Genomic DNA, 17,840 nt, shown 5'->3' with positions numbered 1-17,840 from the left:
TTGGTCAATAGCATTAAGAAAAGAGGCCGACAGGCCTCTTTTTTAGTGACTATATTTCCGTATGAAGTCTAGCACAAGGGGATAGACAAGGTCTAGCCTATCCATTTGACAGTGAAGGGCCCCGCCTGTCTGGCTAGTGAAGAGCTGACTTTCAATAGCCTTAGCATGGATTAATTTTCTTTTGATCTGCTTGAGACGATAGGTAGGGACGTATTGATCTTCTTGTCCCGCTAATAATAAACAAGGTTGACTAATACGATTTAAGATAGGGGCTACCTGGTGACGATCTAAATTTCGGTAGAAATCATAAGGGGTCTTCTCACCAGTCAGTTGGTAACCATTCTGTAGAGACCACTTGAGTTGTATATTGGATTTTGTAAAATATTCAGTTAAAGCATTAATCAATGATTTAGCCCTTAAATGATAGAGTAGGCGAAAGCCAGAATAGGCTACTGGGCCCAAGGTTAATTTGAGGGCATCCATAGCTGAATAGAAAATATCCAAACAAATAACTGACTGAATGCGGGGCTCAAAAGCCGCCGCTCTCATAACAAGGTATCCGCCCCATGATAGCCCCATCGCGTCGCAGGACTTAAGGCCAAAATAATCTAGGACGACTTTAACGGGCACTTCAAAATTGGGCTGAAAAGTTAAGCCTTGCTGATAAGTTTGGCCCTGACCGGGTCCGTCGAACAAGATAAGATGATATCCTTGATTTTGAAGGGGGGCCACAAAATCACACAGTTCTTCAAGCATTCCGTCAAAGCCTCCAAGAACGAGGAGGGTTCGACTAGCGCCGGGACATTCTATCCGCAGGGCTGGCAAGTATCCACCAGGATAGGGAATTTTATGGTAGCTATAAGGGGAACCCTGGTAAGTTTGATAAAAAAGGGCCGTATAATGATCTAAAGTGGACTTTTTGCGAGGGTCGTTGGCGTCTAAGTAGAAGGCTGCTGCCCGAAAGTAGCGTGCCGCAATATCTAATTTACCTTGGGCTTCATAATAGTTAGCTTTGCTAGTCCACCAAGTGTACCAAGATTCAAAATCAGTGATGGCTTGACCTACTTCACTCAAATCTGTCATAACTTCAGGGTGATGTTTAAGTCGAGAGGTAAAGCGAATAATCTGGAAGTCAAATTGCGGGTCGCCAGTATAGTGTTTCATAAGTTTCACTCCTTTTGGTCTATCTGTCACTAGCATAGCCAAATGGTGTATAATAATACAGAACAGAAAAGCTCTATCTGTTGTTTATCCAACAGATTAACCTAATTTGTTGGATTAAATAGGTTGTTTGACTAGGAGGCTCAGTCATGGATAGACGAATTATCAAAAGTAAACAGGCACTTAAACTAGCCTTGCAAAAGCTGATCCAAGTGGATGAATTTAGGCATTTGACGATTGAAGAAATTTGCCAAGAGGCAGGCTGTGCAAGGTCAACATTCTATAGCCATTTCGAAAGCAAGGAAGAGCTACTAGAGGAAATTATTGACGAGCAAATGGCTAAGATTGAGCGACTGATTGCCAGAAGATTTGATAATCACTTGGACTTTTATCAGTATCTGGAAGGCTTCGTGACCGAAATCGTAGAACCCGACCGTCTCTTCTTCCAAAGCTTGTTAGCTATTAATTTAGGACCAGATGGATTCCGGGCACGACTGGATCAGGCCTTTCAGGAATTATTTATGAAACACTTAGGCCATCTCAAGTCTTCTCATATCCTCAGCCAGTATTTCAGTGCCATGGCCTTAAAAACAACGGATTTGATGGTGACAGAATCGATTGCTGGTCAGGATATGAAAGTTTATGCAAAACTAGCTCAAGCTATGTGTAAGGCTGTGATTGAAACAAGTAAAATCTTTGGCAACTAGGCTTTTTGGCGGAGGGCGAAGGCTCGATTCGTCCTTTGCAAAATCAGGCAAAACAGTATATAATAAGGAGAACATCTACAACAGTTGTGATAATTGCTGGACCGGTTTACGACAGCACTTATCGACTTTATGAAATGAAATTTTGAGGTGAATTATGAGCAATATTAAAATTATTCCCCTAGGTGGGGTCCGCGAAGCAGGGAAGAACCTGTATGTGGTAGAAGTCAACGAGTCTATTTTTGTAATGGACTGTGGCTTAGTCTTCCCAGAGGAGGGCTTGCTAGGGATTGACGCTGTTATCCCAGACTTCTCCTACTTAGAAGAAAATGCGGACCGCGTCGTGGGGATTTTCCTCACTCATGGGCATGCTGATGCTGTGGGTGCCTTACCTTATCTTCTAGAAGTGATCGAAGCCCCTGTCTTTGGGACGGAATTGACCATTGAATTGGCTTCGCTGCTAGCTAAGGAACGGGGCTTGGCAGACCGTTTGGAGAACTTCTTCAAAATTGATGAGGAAGTAGAAATTGAATTTGAAGATGCCAATGTTTCCTTCTTCCGCACGACCCACACCATTCCAGACTCTGTGGGGATTGTCATCCAAACCAAGGAAGGTTCCATCGTCTATACGGGTGACTTCCGTATTGACCCAAGTGCTAAGCCACTTTACAAGACTCACTTTGGGCGCTTGACAGATATTGGGGAGAGTGGCGTTCTAGCCCTCTTGGCTGATTCTTCGGAAGCAGAGAGCCATGTGGAAAACGTGAGTGACCAACAGGCGGCGGATGAGATTCTAGAGACTTTCCGTAATGCCCATGGTCGTGTCATTGTGGCCTGCGTAGGCAGCAACATCGCGCGTCTCCAACAAGTCATGGATGCTGCTCACACTTCTAAACGAACCATTTTCGTTCCAGGCGGGGAGCTCATGGATATCGTGGATACGGCTATCAAGCTAGATAAACTGATTATGCCAAGTAAGCGTACCTTCGGCCAAATGAAGAATATTGGCAAGTTCAAAGATCATGAAATTATTATCTTAGAGACCGGTATGTCAGGTGAACCTATTCAAGCCTTGCAACTCATGGCTCAAGGTCGTCATCGTCAAGTTAAGATGCAAGAGGGAGATTTGGTCCTCTTTGCTTCTACGCCGTCGATTGCCATTGAGACAGCTATGGCCCGGACCCAAGATATGATCTACCGAGCAGGCGCTCAAGTTAAGGTCTTAACCGACAGCTTCAAAGCATCTGGTCACGCGACCCCTAATGAGCTCAAACTCATGATTAATTTCTTACAACCAAAAATCATCATCCCTGTCAACGGTGAATACCGTCAACAAGCTGCTTTAGCCGATATTGCCAATCAATTAGGTTATGAAGATGACCAAATCTTCATTCCAAGCGCTGGTGATGTGATTGAATACCGAAAGGGTCAATTCCTAATGACTCAAGAAGTACCAGCAGGGGACATCTTGGTCGATGGGAATGGGGTCGGCGATATCGGGAGTGTGGTCTTGCGGGACCGTCGTATCCTCAGTGAAGATGGGATTTGTGTCATCGTGGCGACAATTTCCCGCCGTCTCAAGAAGGTATTAGTAGGACCACAAATTGTAACCCGTGGTTTCATCTATGTTAAGTCCAGTATCGATTTGATTGAATCTGCTTCGGACATGACCTTAGATATTTTGGATAAACACTTGGCCAGCGAAGAATTCGATTGGGCTGAATTGAAGAGCGATTTGCGGGAACAAGTCAGCAAGTACTTCTTCAAGGAAACCAAACGTCGTCCAGTTGTGCTTCCAATCATTATGGAAGCGTCGCAATACCAACCTAATAAGAACTAAGGAGGGACGCCTTAATGAATAAACATACAGTACGTCGTTTGCGAGATGTTCTGCTAGCCATTGTCCTCAGTTTGGCAATTTCTATTGCCTGGCTGAAACTGGGTGAACTGCCTCTCCATACTGCTCTGGTTGTCTTGCCCCTCATTTGGGTAGGCCTCCGTCATGGTGGTGCCAATGCCGTGGTGAGTGGCGTGGTGGTTGGCTTAATCACGGGCGCTATAGCGGGGCATTTTGGCGATATTGTCTCAACTGCCTTGATTGATGTCTTGCCCTATACGGCAGCGGGCTTGGCAGGTTTCTTCGCCAAATATACCCAAAAGACTCTCAACAACCGCCGTTATTCTTCAACCTACCTGAATATGGGGACTGCCAGTCTCTTAGTGGTAGCCAGCTTCCTAGCGATTAAGGTCGGCATGCTTTGGCTTATGCAACAAGAAATTCCCTTTACCTGGGGGACCGCCGCTCTAGCTGGCCTAGAGGCTTGGGCTTTAGCCTTCGTTATCTTAGTGGTTTTGGCTCGCACCAATGTCGAGGCAATCATTCCAAAACGCAGTCGCTATCTGACTCGTCGGGAAGTTTCACGCCTCTTAAATGACTAATTAGCCTTTAAACAAAACGCGCTTGCTAATGGCAAGGGCGTTTTTTTATCATTTGTTAACAAGTTGCCTAAAAGTCGTCAAAGTCTTAGTAAATTCATAGGCGTTTTCACAAGAATGGGGTATAATAGAACTAGTAGTTTTAGGAGGTGGGAGCTTGAATTCTCAACAATTATCGCGGCGTTTAGCCACCGTGGCAGACTTGATTTGCCAGTATGGGGCCAGTGACATCCGTTTGGCGGATATTGGCAGTGACCATGCCTATTTGCCTTGCCACTTAGCCCTCAATCATAAAATTCAAGCAGCAGTAGCAGGGGAAGTCGTAAAGGGACCTTATCAATCTGCCCAAGCCGAGGTTCAAAGTCAAGGCTTAGATTCAATTATTCAAGTAAGGCTGGGAGATGGCTTAGCCGTAATCCAAGCTGACGATGCCATTAATGTTATCAGTATTTGTGGCATGGGAGGCAGTCTCATTCGATCTATATTGGATGAGGGGCAAGATAAGTTAAGTCAGGGCCCATTGCTAGTGCTTCAGCCCAATATCGGGGAAGCGACCTTAAGAACCTGGCTCAGTCAACACGACTACCAGATTGTCCATGAGACCATTGTAGAAGACAGCCAACGACTCTATGAAATCATCGTTGCCCAACATCAACCAGGCGCCTCAGAATTAAGTCCTCGTCAGGCCTATCTTGGGCCAATGTTAAGCCAAAAGCGAGGACCTTTATATAAACAAAAATGGGCGCGAGAGGAAGCCAATCTCAAGGCCATTCAAGCCCAAATTCAAGCAGCACCTCAACCAGATCAAGCGAAGCTAGCCGAGATTGCTGAAAAATTAGGCTGGATTGCGGATAGCCTAAGTCAATGTCAAGAAGAGGAGTAATGATAACATGACAAATTTTCGCCAATTAATGTCTGCCCTTGAGGCCCACTATCCGCCTCAAATGGCCGAGTCCTGGGACCAGGTCGGCAACCACTTTGGTCGGCCTGAGGCCCCTGTTAAGCGCCTAATGGCCGTTTTGGATTTAGATGATGCCAGTCTAGCCGAAGCCATCGAAAAGGGCGTAGATACTCTAATCGTCCACCATCCGGTCCTCTTCAGTCCAATTAGACGGTTTGACTTTTCCAGTCCTGAACAAGCTCGTTATGAAGCCTTAATTAAGCATGACATCAAAGTATTTGCCATGCATACTAACTTTGACATTGCCCATAATGGTATGAATGACTGGCTAGCAGAGCAGCTAGGCCTAGAAGAAGTGACGTCCTTAACACCGGGCGTGCAAGAAGGTCAACCTGGCATAGGGCGAGTTGGCAATCTGCCTCAAGCGCTCAATCGTCAGGCCTTATTGGATCTCTTGAAGTCAACCTATGGCCGGACTGAATTACCAGTGGTAGAAGCCAAGCCTAAGGATAGCTATCAACGAATTGCCTTAATTGGCGGTAGCGGGACCCAGCCAGAATATATTCAAGCAGCGGCGCAAAGCCAGGCTGACGTCTTTTTAACTGGGGACATTTCCTACCATCGGGCGCAGCTCTGCTACCAAGAAGACATGATGACGGTCGATGTCGGTCACTATGTCGAGAGCATCTTCAAAGAAAAAATGCCAGCCTTCTTGACTCAGTTAGCTCAAGAACAAGGCTTTGACTATCAAGTTATTCCATCTCAAGCATCAACTAACCCCTTCCGTTATGAATAGGAGAGACATCTAATGACAGAACAATTTTTCCAAGAAACCCAAGAACGTTTAATCCGTTACGCTAAAATTAATACCCGCTCTGATGAAGCTAGCACCACTGTGCCTTCAACTGCATGCCAACTAGACTTACTGCATCTCTTAGTGGATGAGTTGAAGGCCATTGGCCTCCAAGAAGTGAAATTCAACCCAGAAAATGCCTTTGTGACGGCGACCCTACCAGCAACTAGTGACAAGCCAGTCCCAACCATCGGCTTTATCGCGCACGTGGATACGGCAGACTTCAATTCTGAGAATGTTCAACCTCGCCTTATTCCCAACTATGATGGTCAAGACATCGTCCTCAATCAGGCTCAAGATATTGTCATGAAGGTGGCGGACTTCCCAGCCTTAAGCAGTTACCAGGGCCAAACCTTGATTGTAACAGATGGGACAACCCTCTTAGGGGCAGATGACAAGTCTGGTATTGCTGAAATCATGACAGCTGTGGCTTATTTGGCGGCCCATCCTGAAATTGAACATGGTAAGGTACGGGTTGCCTTTGGTCCAGATGAAGAAATTGGTCGCGGGGCAGACCGCTTTGACGTAGCGCACTTTGGCTGTGATTTTGCCTATACCATGGATGGTGGGCCGGTTGGTGAGCTTCAATATGAGAGCTTCAATGCGGCAGGGGCACGTTTGCATTTCCACGGTAAGAATATCCACCCAGGGACGGCCAAGGGCAAGATGATTAATGCAGTACAACTGCTTAAGGACTTCCTCTCTGCTTTGCCTGAGGATCAAGTACCTGAGAAGACAGATGGCCGTCAAGGCTTTATCCATCCAATGGAAGCCCAAGTGACCGTGGATCAAGGCCAGTTAGACTTAATTATTCGTGACCATGACCGTCAAGCCTTTCAAGCTAAGAAGGACCTAGTCCAAAGCATTGTCGACAAGATGAATGCAGCTTATCCAGTCCCAGTTCTTAGCCTTGAAATGAAGGACCAATACTACAACATGGCCGAAGTCATTGAGCAAGATATGCAGTCTGTTGAACTAGCTAAGTCTGCCATGGAAGCCATTGGGATCAAGCCAATTATTGAACCCATTCGTGGTGGGACCGATGGCTCTAAGATTTCCTTTATGGGCTTACCAACCCCTAATATTTTTGCCGGGGGCGAGAACATGCATGGACGCTATGAATTTGTCGCAGTGGAATCCATGGTTAAAGCCACCCAAGTCATCGTCGGTATTATCCAAGCAAATGCTCAGGCCTAAGGTCTGAGCTTCTTGCCCTATAAAATAGACATCACCATGGATAGAGAAAGGAGGGCCCCGCATGCTGCAATTTGTCCTTGGGGGACTGGATCGCGCCAAGAAAAGCGTCTTGCTAGATCACTTATTAGACATTCAAGCCAAGGAGCCAGAGGCCCAGTTCTTTTATTTAGTACCCGAACACTTAAAATTTGATATGGAGTCCTATTTGCTAGCGGCTGTCCAAGACAAATATGGCTCCAATGAGGCGGCTCTAGTCGACATTCAGGTAGTTTCCTTCAAACGCCTGGCCTGGTTCCTCATGCCTAACAGCCTAGCCGAAGAAAAGCCAATTTCTAGTATAGGCCAGATTATGCTCATTAAACGCTTGCTAGCGCGTTATCAGGACCAATTACAGGTCTTTCGTGGTCAGGTCAAGCATCAGGGCTTTGCCGAGAAGTTAGCACAGCTCTTCGATGAACTCTATCTAGGGCAAATTCAGCCAGAGAATCTGAGTCAAGTGCCTGACTTGAACCAGCAGGAAGCCAAGCGCCTAGCTGAGTTGGCCTTACTCTATCAAGGCTTCATCCAAGAAATTGAAGGGCAAGTCCTAGGACATTATCACGACTTGCAACGTTTGGACAGTTACCTTAAGGCCCACCCCTTGAACCGACCAACCTATTTGGTAGTGGATCACCATTACTTCTTTAATGGTCAGCAGCTACAATTATTGACCACCTTGATTCAACAATGTCAGGCTGTCTGGATTACCTTGCCTTTATCCCAGCAAGCGGCTCGTTCTAAAGCCTATGATCCACTAATCGAGGTAGCTCGCCACACCTATGGGCAAATGCAATTGTTGGCCCAGTCACTCCATTTGCCTGTGGCAGAGGATTGGACCATTAATCAGGTACAGGAAGGCTATCAAGCTAATATCTTAACGCTAGCTCAGGCCTTCGAAAATCACTTACGGCTGGCCCCTCAAGAACTGAGCCAGCCTCTCAATCAAGTTAAGACTCATGTGATTTGGGAGCATGATGCTATCCAGACGGAAGTCCGTCATACTAGCAACAAGATTCATCAGTTGGTGAGTCAGGAAGGCTACCGTTACCGTGATATCTTAGTCCTCACACGGGATATGGACCGTTATCGCCCCTTGGTGACAGCTCTCTTTGAACAGAATGACATTCCTTATTTCTATGACCATGCCGTAATTATGGGCCAGCATCCTCTGGTTCTGTGGTTGGAATCAGGGCTTAAACTCTATCGCTATCGCTACCAGCTAGCCGACATTTTTGGCATTCTCAAATCAGGGCTCTGGTTACCCGCTGACCTGAGGGCTGCTATGGCCGAAAATCCACAGGATGGGCCAGTCCTAGAAGAGGAATTTAAGGCTCAAGTGGACTTGCTCGAAAATGTGGTGCTGGCCAATGGCTATGTAGGCTATCGCTTTGCCCAATTATCTTTTGAATGGCGTTTTGACCAAGCAGACCGTCCTTATGTCAATGCAGCTGGTCAGGTGACCGGCCAAACCTATGGCCAGGTGGTCCAAGCCTTGCGGGAGTCTTTCTTGGCTGATTTTGCCCCTTACCAAGACTTAGCGCAGCTGACTAGCTTTAGTGGCCAAAAAGCAGCTGAATGGCTCTATCAGTGGTTGGAAGAAGTTGGCGTTAAGGACCGTCTGATTGCCCGGCGCGACCAAGCCATCGAAAAAGGGGACCTGGCTTTGTCTCGCCAGTATGAACAGGTTTGGCAGACCTTGACCGCCAGCCTAGATGAATTCTATCAACTTTATGGGGAGGCCGAGCTGACCTTTAGTGAGTTCCAAGAACTCCTACTAACGGGTTTGAATGAAGCCACCTTCCATATTATTCCACCTGCCCTAGACCAAGTCATGGTGACTAGCATGGAAAGTCCTCAGGTTCAAGCCTATAAGGTTTGTTTTGTGCTAGGGGCAGACGAGCTGACTCTACCCAAGCATCATCAGGAAGATTCGCTACTGAGTGTGGCCAACCGCCAATCTCTGGGGGAAAGTCTCCTGCCATACCAACAATTGCGTCAGTCTAGCCAGCACAATTATAGTTTAGAACTGCTCATGACCCAGCAGGTCTTACTCAGTGCTAGCGACCGACTCTATCTCTCTTATGTGGCGATGAAGGGCCAGCAGACCGTTAAGTTATCGCCATATTTGCAGCAATTGGCTAAGCAGTTTCATTTGCCAATCAAGACCTATACCCATACCTTGATTCATCAGAATCAAGTCAAATTAAGCCGACTTGAGTTTGGCCGTTATCCGGTCCAAATGAGTTCACTCTTGCAGCTAGTCCATCACTATTCGCAGCAAAAGGACCGACCAAGTGCTGCCTTTCTAGACTTTTTGACCTTAATGGCCAGCCAAAATCCTCATACTTGGGTACTCTTGGCTCAGCTCTTCCAATTTAACCAACTGCCTCAGAATCTGACACCAGAGACAGCTTTGGCCCTCTTCGGCCAGAAGATGACGGCCTCGGTTTCTAAGTTAGAGCAGTATTACCAGGATCCCTATAGCCATTTCTTGCTTTATGGGCTCAAAATTCGTCCCCGTCAGCAGCTGGAACTAAATGCCGCAGGGGCAGGGGATTATTATCATGATTTCCTAGATAAATTTACTCAAGCCCAAGAGGCTAGGCCTGATTTTGAAACTAACTTTGCTAGCATTCAGACCCTTATGGCGGAAGACTTACGCTTTAATATCTTTGGCACCAATCCTCGCATGCACTTGATTAAGCGCAAGCTGGATCAGCATTTGCGGCAATTTTTAAATGTCAGTCTGGCGCAAAGTCAAGCCTTGACGGTTCAACCCGTTGCGACCGAGCTGGTCTTTGGTAGCAAGCAAGAAGCAGGGTTAATCCTGCCTTTGGATAAGGGCAGCCTTACCTTACGAGGTAAGATTGACCGCATTGATGCGGATCCAAGCCAGAATTACTACCAGGTAGTGGACTACAAATCCGGTAAGAAGACTTTCAACCTAGTAGACTTCTATTATGGTTTGGATTTGCAGGTCTTAACCTATCTGAAAGTTGCCAGTCAACGTTATCCTCATGCCCAGGCGGTAGGGGCCTTCTATCAATCCTTAGCAGGTGGCTTCGTCAAGGTAGATGGTAAGCAGATGGCTCGACTGAGCCAAGACGGGCTAGACTTGGCTAAGAACCAACTTCATCCATATAGGGGGCTGATGACCATTTCGGGCTCTGAATTAGTGGCCATTGAACCTGGCCTAGCCAATCAGTCTAAGAGCCAGATTTACCCTGTTCAGCTTAAGAAAGATGGTAGCTACTATCAGCATGTTCCGGCTGTCAATCAAGCGGAATTAAGCCTAATCAATCAGCATCTACTCCATTTGATGACCCAGGCAGGGAATGCTATTCAAAGAGGGGATATCAGCTTGGTGCCCTTTAAGGATGAACGCTTTACACCTAGCCTGCAAGCCGACTATCGGGTTATTACAGGCTTTGATGCAACCGTGCATTATGGTGCTTACCGTCATAAACGCCTCTCTAAGGATCAAGTCCTAGCCCAAATCGAAAAAGAAGCAAGTAAGAAAGAAGACACAGAGACGAGTGAGAAAGGAGGCCAGCTATGACCTTGGGAACTTTACCTGCTAAACCTTTGAATTCGCGATTTAATGATAGCCAGTGGGAAGCCATCCACCAACGGGGTAGCAATATTCTGGTCTCCGCTTCAGCCGGGTCAGGTAAGACCACGGTCTTGATTGAACGGATCCTCAATCATTTGTTGACTCATTATGCCAACATGGACCAATTGCTGGTGTCTACCTTTACGGAGGCTGCTGCTAGTGAGATGAAGGCGCGGATGGAGAACCGGCTCAAACAAGCCGTCAACCAGACGGCCGATAGAGCCGAGCAAGCTCATTTGGTCAGCCAACTTCAATTGTTGCCAGCTTCTCATATCCGAACCTTGCATAGTTTCTGCTTGCAGGTTATCCAACAGTATTTCTATATTATTGATTTTGACCCAAGTTTCCGACTCTTAACAGATGAGACGCAGAAATCCTTGCTCTATCAAGAAGTTTGGCAGGAGCTAATGATTGACCTAGCTCAAGATCCCGACTGGCAGGAAAAACTTTTCCATCTGCTAGCTCAATTCAGTCCAGGGCCTAGCGACCAAGGACTCTATCAATTGATTTTAGACCTTTATCAATTTGCTTCGTCTCATCCTGAGCCCCAAGTCTGGCTATCTCAGCTAGCAGACCAGGCCTTGCATTTTGAGGATTTTGCTAAGACCGGGCTCTATCAGGCAGTCCTCTTGCCTGAATGGCAGGCTAGTCTGTCACATGCTCAGCATCTGCTAGAACAGGCCTTGGCTGGCCTAGAAAGTCTGACAGATGCTATGATAAGCAAATTACAGCCCCTACTGGAAGCCGAGCGAAGCCAAGTGCAGGCTTTGCAGACTGTTTTGACAAATCAAGATTTAGCCCAAGTTTTTGCTCACTTCCAAAAAATCGCCTTTGATAGATGGCCAAGCGGTAAGAAGGCGGAAGAAGACAAGGAGCTTTTGGAGCAAGTAAAAGCCCTACGAGATCAAGCCAAGGAGCAAATTGAGCGGGTGCGCCAATTGATGGTCCTAGATTACGATACGACGGTCTATGTAGAAGGGCAGGCGGGGGCTAGCATCCAAGACCTAGCCCACTTGACGCTTGAATTCCGCCAGGCTCTCTGGCAAGCCAAAGTGGCGCAAAACTGTATTGACTATAATGACCTGGAGCATCTGACTCTGGATATTCTGGCCCCTTATGATGCGGACTTAGGGCAGCGACAACCTTCCGAGGCGGCCCTCTATTATCAGGATCTTTTCCGCGAAGTCCTAGTAGACGAGTATCAGGATATTAACGATATTCAAGCGACTATCTTAAGTTTTCTGTCGCGTGAACGCCGCCAAGACTTAAGTGGTAATCTCTTCATGGTAGGGGACGTCAAGCAGTCCATCTATGGCTTCCGTATGGCAGAACCTAGCCTCTTCTTAGCCAAATATCAGGCCTACCAAGAGGGTAAAGGCGGTCATCTGATTGTCTTAGATGCCAACTATCGTTCTCGTGATGAAATCTTACAATTTACTAACTTTGTCTTTCAGCGTCTGATGGACCCGGGTTTTGGGGAAATGCAGTACGGTGCTATGGAGTCGCTTAAGACAGGCAATCACAGCTTTTTACCTGCGCCTCCTGATCCGAAATTCGATATTGAATTCTTACTCTATGAGTCCTCTGCAGCAGATGAAGGGGAGCCTGAAGACCAGGAACTAGACTTAGAACAAGGAGTGGAGACCAGCCTTGAAGCGGAAGCTTGGCTTATTGGTCGGGATATTCAAGCGCGCGTCCAAGCAGGGTGGCAGATTTATGACAAAGAACTAGGTCAGCAACGGCCGGTAACCTATCAGGACTTTGTTATTCTGAGTTCGACCCGACATCCCTTCCAACCGGTTAAACAAGTCTTTGAACAGCTAGGCATTCCACTCCTAAGTCAAAATGTTGAGAATTATTTCCAACGTCAGGAAATTCGGCTCATGCTAGCCCTGCTTAAATTGATTGATAACCCTCATCAAGATATTCCCCTTGTGGCCATTTTACGGTCACATTTTGTGGGCTTAAGTGATGAGCAACTCAGTCAGATTCGCATTCGGGTGCCTAGTAGCGGCAGCTTCTATGAAGCCTGCCAGCAAGTGCTACTCATAGAAGAAGCAAGCTTGGTGGCCTTGCAAGAGACTTTGGGCAACTTTATGGGCAAACTCAAAGAATGGCGTCAGTTAGCTCAAAGAGTGGACCTGGTTACCTTAATTTGGACCCTCTATCAAGAAACCTACTTCTTAGATTATGTGGCAGGTTTAGATCAAGGAGATCAACGGCAGGCTAACCTCCATGCCTTCTATGAACGGGTAGTGGAATTTGAAGCGGGTAACTATAAGGGCTTGACGGCCTTCGTTGGCTTTATTGAACAAATCATGGCCCACGACCAGGATTTAGCTGAGCCCCTCTTACTGAGTGAGGATCAGAATTTTGTGCGTGTCATGACCGTTCATGCCAGCAAGGGGCTAGAGTTTCCTTTTGTTTACCTGATGCAGACTGGCAAACGTTTCAACATTCAGGATACGCAGAAGGTTTATGTACCTTCCAAACGCTATGGCTTGGGATTGGATTATCTGGATATCAAGCATCAATTGCAGTATCCTTCCTTTATTAAGGAAGCTATTAAATTAGAACGGCGTGGCCAGTTGAAGTCAGAAGAAATGCGTAAGCTCTATGTTGCCCTGACGCGTTGTGAGCAAAAACTGGTGATTGTAGGCAGTGTCAAATCCCAAGACCAAGTTCAGACTAAACAAGAGCAAGTTGTGGCTGCAAGTGGCCAAGAATTGGTCATGAATCGCGCCCTCCGCCAGGGAGCAGGAAGTTGGCTAGACTGGTTGCTCATGGCGACAGCCTTTAGTGGACGTCATCCTCAATCTACGACTGACTTTACTAATGAACAAGTGCGTCTGACTTATGTGGCGGAAGCAGAGCTTTTGCCACTTCTCAAGGCGTCTACGTCTAGACCTTGGCTTCAAGATGACCAAAACTGGTTGGCAGATTTGAAATTAACAGTCGATCAGCATGAGGTGACAAGTGAGGTAGGGGCCTTTATCCAAAGTCTCCTAGAGAGTCAGTACGACTACGGTCTGGCTAGTAAGACCTCTAGCTACCAATCTGTGTCGGAGCTCAAGCGTCTCTATGAAGAACCTCATAATGAAAAACTATCTCACTTCACCGACCGGCGGCCAGGGCAAATCAGTTGGGATTGGCTTACTCAAGAAGATGAGGAGAGGGCGGAAGAGTCCGAGACTGGCCAAAAGGCTGGTATTCAGAGTATTCGATTTACTGGAGATACCTTCCAAGCGCCGCGCTTTGTCCGAGAGCGCCAAGCCTATACAGCTGCCCAGATTGGGACTTTTACCCACTATGTTATGCAGCAGCTAGACTTTAGTGCGCTAGAAGGACTGGATGTGTCGGACTATCCGGCTGCCATTCAAGAGCAGGCGCAAGCTTGGCTAGCCGCTGGCTTTATGGAAGCTAGTCAGTGGGAGGCCGTTAAGTTAGCCAGCATTTGCCAATTTTTGGCTAGTGACTTGGGCCAAGTCCTGATTAAACAGGCTAAATCCCTACATTGCGAGCAGGCCTTCTCTTATCGTTTGCCAGCGGCCAAGTTGTTTGCTCGTCAGCTGGGGGCTGACCAGCTCCAAGAACTAGCCGATAGTCAGCTTCTGGTCCATGGGGTCGTCGATAATTATCTGAATTTGCCAGATGGTCGTCTCATCTTAATTGACTATAAGACCGACCGCTATCGTCCATGGGCAAACTTGACAAAGTCAGCCCAAATCGATCAGATTGTAGACAAGTATCGCTTCCAAATGAGCCTCTATGCTCGGGCCTTAAGTCTGGCAAAAGGCAAAGCAGTGACAGATGTTTACTTAGTTTTATTAGATTTCGATCAGGTGGTGCCAGTCACCGACCTTTATGACTTTGAATAATAGGCCTTGAAAGGCTGGGACAAGGAAACTGAAGCTTGTCAAAAGTTGTCTTCTCTTAACAACTTTTGAAGGCAGTTGACCTTGCTCCCAGCTTTTTTGCTTATGTGGGAAGGGTTCCGATACTTGCTAAAAAGGGGCACAGGGGGTTGGAATGCTCATTAATAGAAATAAATTGATATAAAAATTTATTTACATGTCTAGAAGAATATTTGAGAATCAATATTAGCTATTGCATTTATGTAAACGTTATACTATACTAGAAGTTGAAATTATATATTTCAATTTTTATTTAGGAGGTAGAATCATGGTTGGTATTATTATCGCAAGTCATGGTGAGTTTGCTGATGGTATCAAGCAATCCGGTTCAATGATTTTTGGTGAACAAGCCAACGTTGAATCCGTGACCTTTATGCCAAGTGAAGGTCCAGATGATTTGCAGCGTAAATTACGTGAAGCCGTAGACCGTATTGAGAGCGAAGAGATTCTGTTCTTGGTAGACTTATGGGGAGGCAGTCCCTTCAACCAAGCCAATATTCTCTTTGAAGAAGCACCTGAGACACGTGCCATTGTAGCCGGTCTTAGCTTGCCTATGCTGATTGAATCATATGCAAGTCGCTTTTCTATGGAAAAGGCTCACGATATCGCCAAAGCCATTATTCCAACGGCCAAAGACGGTGTCAAAGTTCGCCCTGAAGCTTTACAACCAGAAGAAGCGCCAGCAGTGGCTCAAGCAGCACCAGCTGCGCCACAAGGTGCGATTCCAGAAGGAACTGTCTTAGGAGACGGCAAAATCAAATTCGTCTTGGCTCGTATTGATACGCGGCTCTTACATGGCCAAGTTGCAACAGGTTGGACCAAAGCCACTCAACCTAACCGAATTATCGTGGTGTCCGATACCGTTGCTCAAGATGACTTACGTAAGAAGCTGATTGAGCAAGCAGCTCCCCCAGGTGTGCGTGCTCACGTAGTACCCCTTGACAAGTTTGTTGCAGTATCCAAAGACCCTCGCTTCGGTGAGACCAAGGCTTTGGTACTCTTCGAAAATCCACAGGATGCGCTCAAGGTCATCAAGGCTGGAGTAGAGATTACAGAACTTAACGTAGGTTCTATGGCTCACTCCGTAGGTAAGGTGTTAGTAACCACCGTCTTATCAATGGATCAAGACGATGTGGATACCTTCAAGGAGCTTCGTGATCTCGGCGTTAAGTTCGATGTCCGCAAGGTGCCAAATGACAAGCCATCTGACTTGTTCAAGAGCATCCAAGCTAAGGCCAGCGAAGGCCTCAAAGTCTAAAAGGAGGTATCATAATGGACTTTAATATTCTGTCAATTCTTGCTGTCATTGTGGTAGCATTTCTCGCAGGGATGGAAGGGGTTCTGGACCAGTTCCAATTCCACCAACCAATTATTGCTTGTTCTCTGGTAGGGCTAGCAACTGGACATCTCAGCGAATGTATTATCTTGGGTGGAGCCTTGCAATTAATTGCGATGGGCTGGGCTAACATTGGGGCAGCGATTGCGCCTGATGCAGCTTTAGCTTCTGTGGCTTCTGCCATCATTTATGTTAAAACTGGTACCTTCACAGATGAAGGTCGGAACTTGGCCATTGTAGCAGCGATTACCTTAGGGACTGTTGGTTTGGCTTTGACCATGGTGGTTCGTACCTTATCGGTGGCCATTGTTCACCGTGCTGACGCTGCCGCTGAAAAGGGCGACTTCCGTGGTGTAGAATTCTGGCATATGGTAGCACTGGCGTGCCAAGGCTTACGTATTGCTATTCCGTCTACTTTCTTGCTCTTCTTGCCAACCGAAACCGTTCAAGGTGCCTTAGCAGCTTTACCTGATTGGTTTACCAAAGGGATGGCCATCGGTGGGGGCTTCGTCGTAGCGGTCGGTTATGCTATGGTTATTAACATGATGGCAACTCCTGAAGTATGGCCATTCTTCTTCCTAGGCTTCGCCCTAGCTCCACTTAACCAATTGACCTTGATTGCAACCGGGATTATCGGGGTAGTCTTGGCCGTTGTTTATATTCGCCTCAGCCAAAACAGGGGTGGTTCTGGTGGTGGTGGGAGCCAAGCGGGTTCCGGCGATCCACTAGGCGACATTCTCAATGACTACTAAGGAGGGAATTGACGATGACTGAACAAAAGAAACACTTAACGAAATCCGATCGTTTTAAGGTAATGTTGCGTTCCCAATTCCTCCAAGGGTCTTGGAACTATGAACGGATGCAAAACGGTGGTTGGGCTTATTCTTTGATTCCAGCCCTCAAAAAATTGTATCCACAACGTGATGAGGCTTCTGCAGCCCTCAAACGTCACCTTGAATTCTTCAACACTCACCCATACATTGCGGCTCCAATCTTAGGGGTAACCTTGGCTCTGGAAGAAGAAAGAGCTAATGGTGTGCCAATTGATGACGCAGCTATTCAAGGGGTTAAAGTTGGGATGATGGGGCCTTTGGCCGGGATTGGTGACCCAGTCTTCTGGTTTACCGTTCGCCCAATCCTTGGGGCGATTGCTGCCTCTTTGGCAACGGGTGGCTCTATCTTAGCACCACTTTTCTTCTTTGTAGTATGGAATGCCATTCGTGTAGGATTCCTCTGGTATACGCAAGAATTTGGTTATGCTAAGGGTTCTGAAATCACCAACGACTTGTCAGGTGGTATCTTGCAAACCTTAACCAAAGGGGCATCTATTTTAGGGATGTTCGTTATGGGGATTCTGGTTCCACGATGGACAACTATTAAGTTTGCACCTGTGGTGTCGAACGTACCATTGGCTGAGGATGCCTATATTCACTTCCCTAAAGGGGCAGTGGATGGTGGAACCCTACAAAACATCTTGGGACAATTGAGCAACCGATCACTGACTCCAAATAAAGTGACGACCTTGCAAGACAACTTCAACATGTTAGTTCCAGGTTTAGCAGCTGTTCTCTTGACCTTCCTCTGCATGTGGTTACTCAAGAAGAAAGTTAGCCCAATCCTCATTATCTTCGGTCTCTTTGCTGCCGGGATTATTGGTTATGTTTTAGGTATCTTTGCTCCTTAATG

12 protein-coding genes are annotated in these 17,840 nt (G+C 46.8%); 11 read left to right on the top strand and 1 reads right to left on the bottom strand.

Translation table 11 applies throughout. The features are described 5' to 3' along the window. Positions 1 to 42 precede the first annotated feature (42 nt). Positions 43 to 1,164, bottom strand: a complete 1,122-nt coding sequence (locus GCWU000182_RS01025) for an alpha/beta fold hydrolase (protein WP_035363839.1) — start codon at positions 1,162 to 1,164, stop codon at positions 43 to 45. 146 nt (positions 1,165 to 1,310) lie between these two features. Between GCWU000182_RS01025 and GCWU000182_RS09540 the strand changes: the two genes are divergently transcribed. The 11 genes from GCWU000182_RS09540 (at position 1,311) to GCWU000182_RS00970 (ending at position 17,838) form a co-directional block, all read left to right on the top strand. After that, positions 1,311 to 1,868 (top strand): TetR/AcrR family transcriptional regulator, encoded by a 558-nt coding sequence (locus tag GCWU000182_RS09540; protein WP_023390868.1) that lies wholly within the window; start codon positions 1,311 to 1,313, stop codon positions 1,866 to 1,868. 154 nt (positions 1,869 to 2,022) lie between these two features. After that, positions 2,023 to 3,705 (top strand): ribonuclease J, encoded by a 1,683-nt coding sequence (locus tag GCWU000182_RS01015; RefSeq protein WP_023390867.1) that lies wholly within the window; start codon positions 2,023 to 2,025, stop codon positions 3,703 to 3,705. Between the two features lie 14 nt (positions 3,706 to 3,719). Then, positions 3,720 to 4,304: an energy-coupled thiamine transporter ThiT gene (locus tag GCWU000182_RS01010; RefSeq protein ID WP_023390866.1), complete on the top strand. Its 585-nt coding sequence runs from the start codon at positions 3,720 to 3,722 to the stop codon at positions 4,302 to 4,304. Positions 4,305 to 4,458: 154 nt separating this feature from the next. After that, a complete protein-coding gene (locus GCWU000182_RS01005; protein ID WP_035363837.1) occupies positions 4,459 to 5,184 on the top strand; it encodes a tRNA (adenine(22)-N(1))-methyltransferase in 726 nt (241 codons plus the stop codon). A gap of 7 nt (positions 5,185 to 5,191) precedes the next feature. After that, the gene (locus tag GCWU000182_RS01000) at positions 5,192 to 5,998 is read left to right on the top strand and encodes a Nif3-like dinuclear metal center hexameric protein (RefSeq protein ID WP_023390864.1); all 807 of its coding nucleotides are present in this window, start codon (positions 5,192 to 5,194) and stop codon (positions 5,996 to 5,998) included. A 12-nt stretch (positions 5,999 to 6,010) separates the two neighbouring features. Beyond that, positions 6,011 to 7,252, top strand: coding sequence for a peptidase T (gene pepT / locus GCWU000182_RS00995; RefSeq protein ID WP_023390863.1), 1,242 nt, complete (start codon positions 6,011 to 6,013; stop codon positions 7,250 to 7,252). A gap of 61 nt (positions 7,253 to 7,313) precedes the next feature. Further along, on the top strand, positions 7,314 to 10,850 hold the full coding sequence (locus GCWU000182_RS00990) for a PD-(D/E)XK nuclease family protein (protein ID WP_023390862.1): 3,537 nt from the start codon (positions 7,314 to 7,316) through the stop codon (positions 10,848 to 10,850). Beyond that, the gene (gene addA, locus GCWU000182_RS00985; protein WP_023390861.1) at positions 10,847 to 14,782 is read left to right on the top strand and encodes a helicase-exonuclease AddAB subunit AddA; all 3,936 of its coding nucleotides are present in this window, start codon (positions 10,847 to 10,849) and stop codon (positions 14,780 to 14,782) included. Before GCWU000182_RS00990 ends, addA begins: the two co-directional genes overlap by 4 nt. A gap of 304 nt (positions 14,783 to 15,086) precedes the next feature. Next, positions 15,087 to 16,076, top strand: coding sequence for a mannose/fructose/sorbose PTS transporter subunit IIA (locus GCWU000182_RS00980; protein WP_023390860.1), 990 nt, complete (start codon positions 15,087 to 15,089; stop codon positions 16,074 to 16,076). Positions 16,077 to 16,090: 14 nt separating this feature from the next. After that, positions 16,091 to 16,906: a PTS mannose/fructose/sorbose transporter subunit IIC gene (locus tag GCWU000182_RS00975; RefSeq protein WP_023390859.1), complete on the top strand. Its 816-nt coding sequence runs from the start codon at positions 16,091 to 16,093 to the stop codon at positions 16,904 to 16,906. A 14-nt stretch (positions 16,907 to 16,920) separates the two neighbouring features. Continuing rightward, on the top strand, positions 16,921 to 17,838 hold the full coding sequence (locus tag GCWU000182_RS00970; protein ID WP_023390858.1) for a PTS system mannose/fructose/sorbose family transporter subunit IID: 918 nt from the start codon (positions 16,921 to 16,923) through the stop codon (positions 17,836 to 17,838). Positions 17,839 to 17,840: the final 2 nt, after the last annotated feature.

Source organism: Abiotrophia defectiva ATCC 49176 (assembly GCF_000160075.2).
In the GTDB taxonomy this organism is placed as follows: Bacteria; Bacillota; Bacilli; order Lactobacillales; family Aerococcaceae; genus Abiotrophia; species Abiotrophia defectiva.
This window is presented reverse-complemented; position numbering and strand designations above follow the sequence as displayed.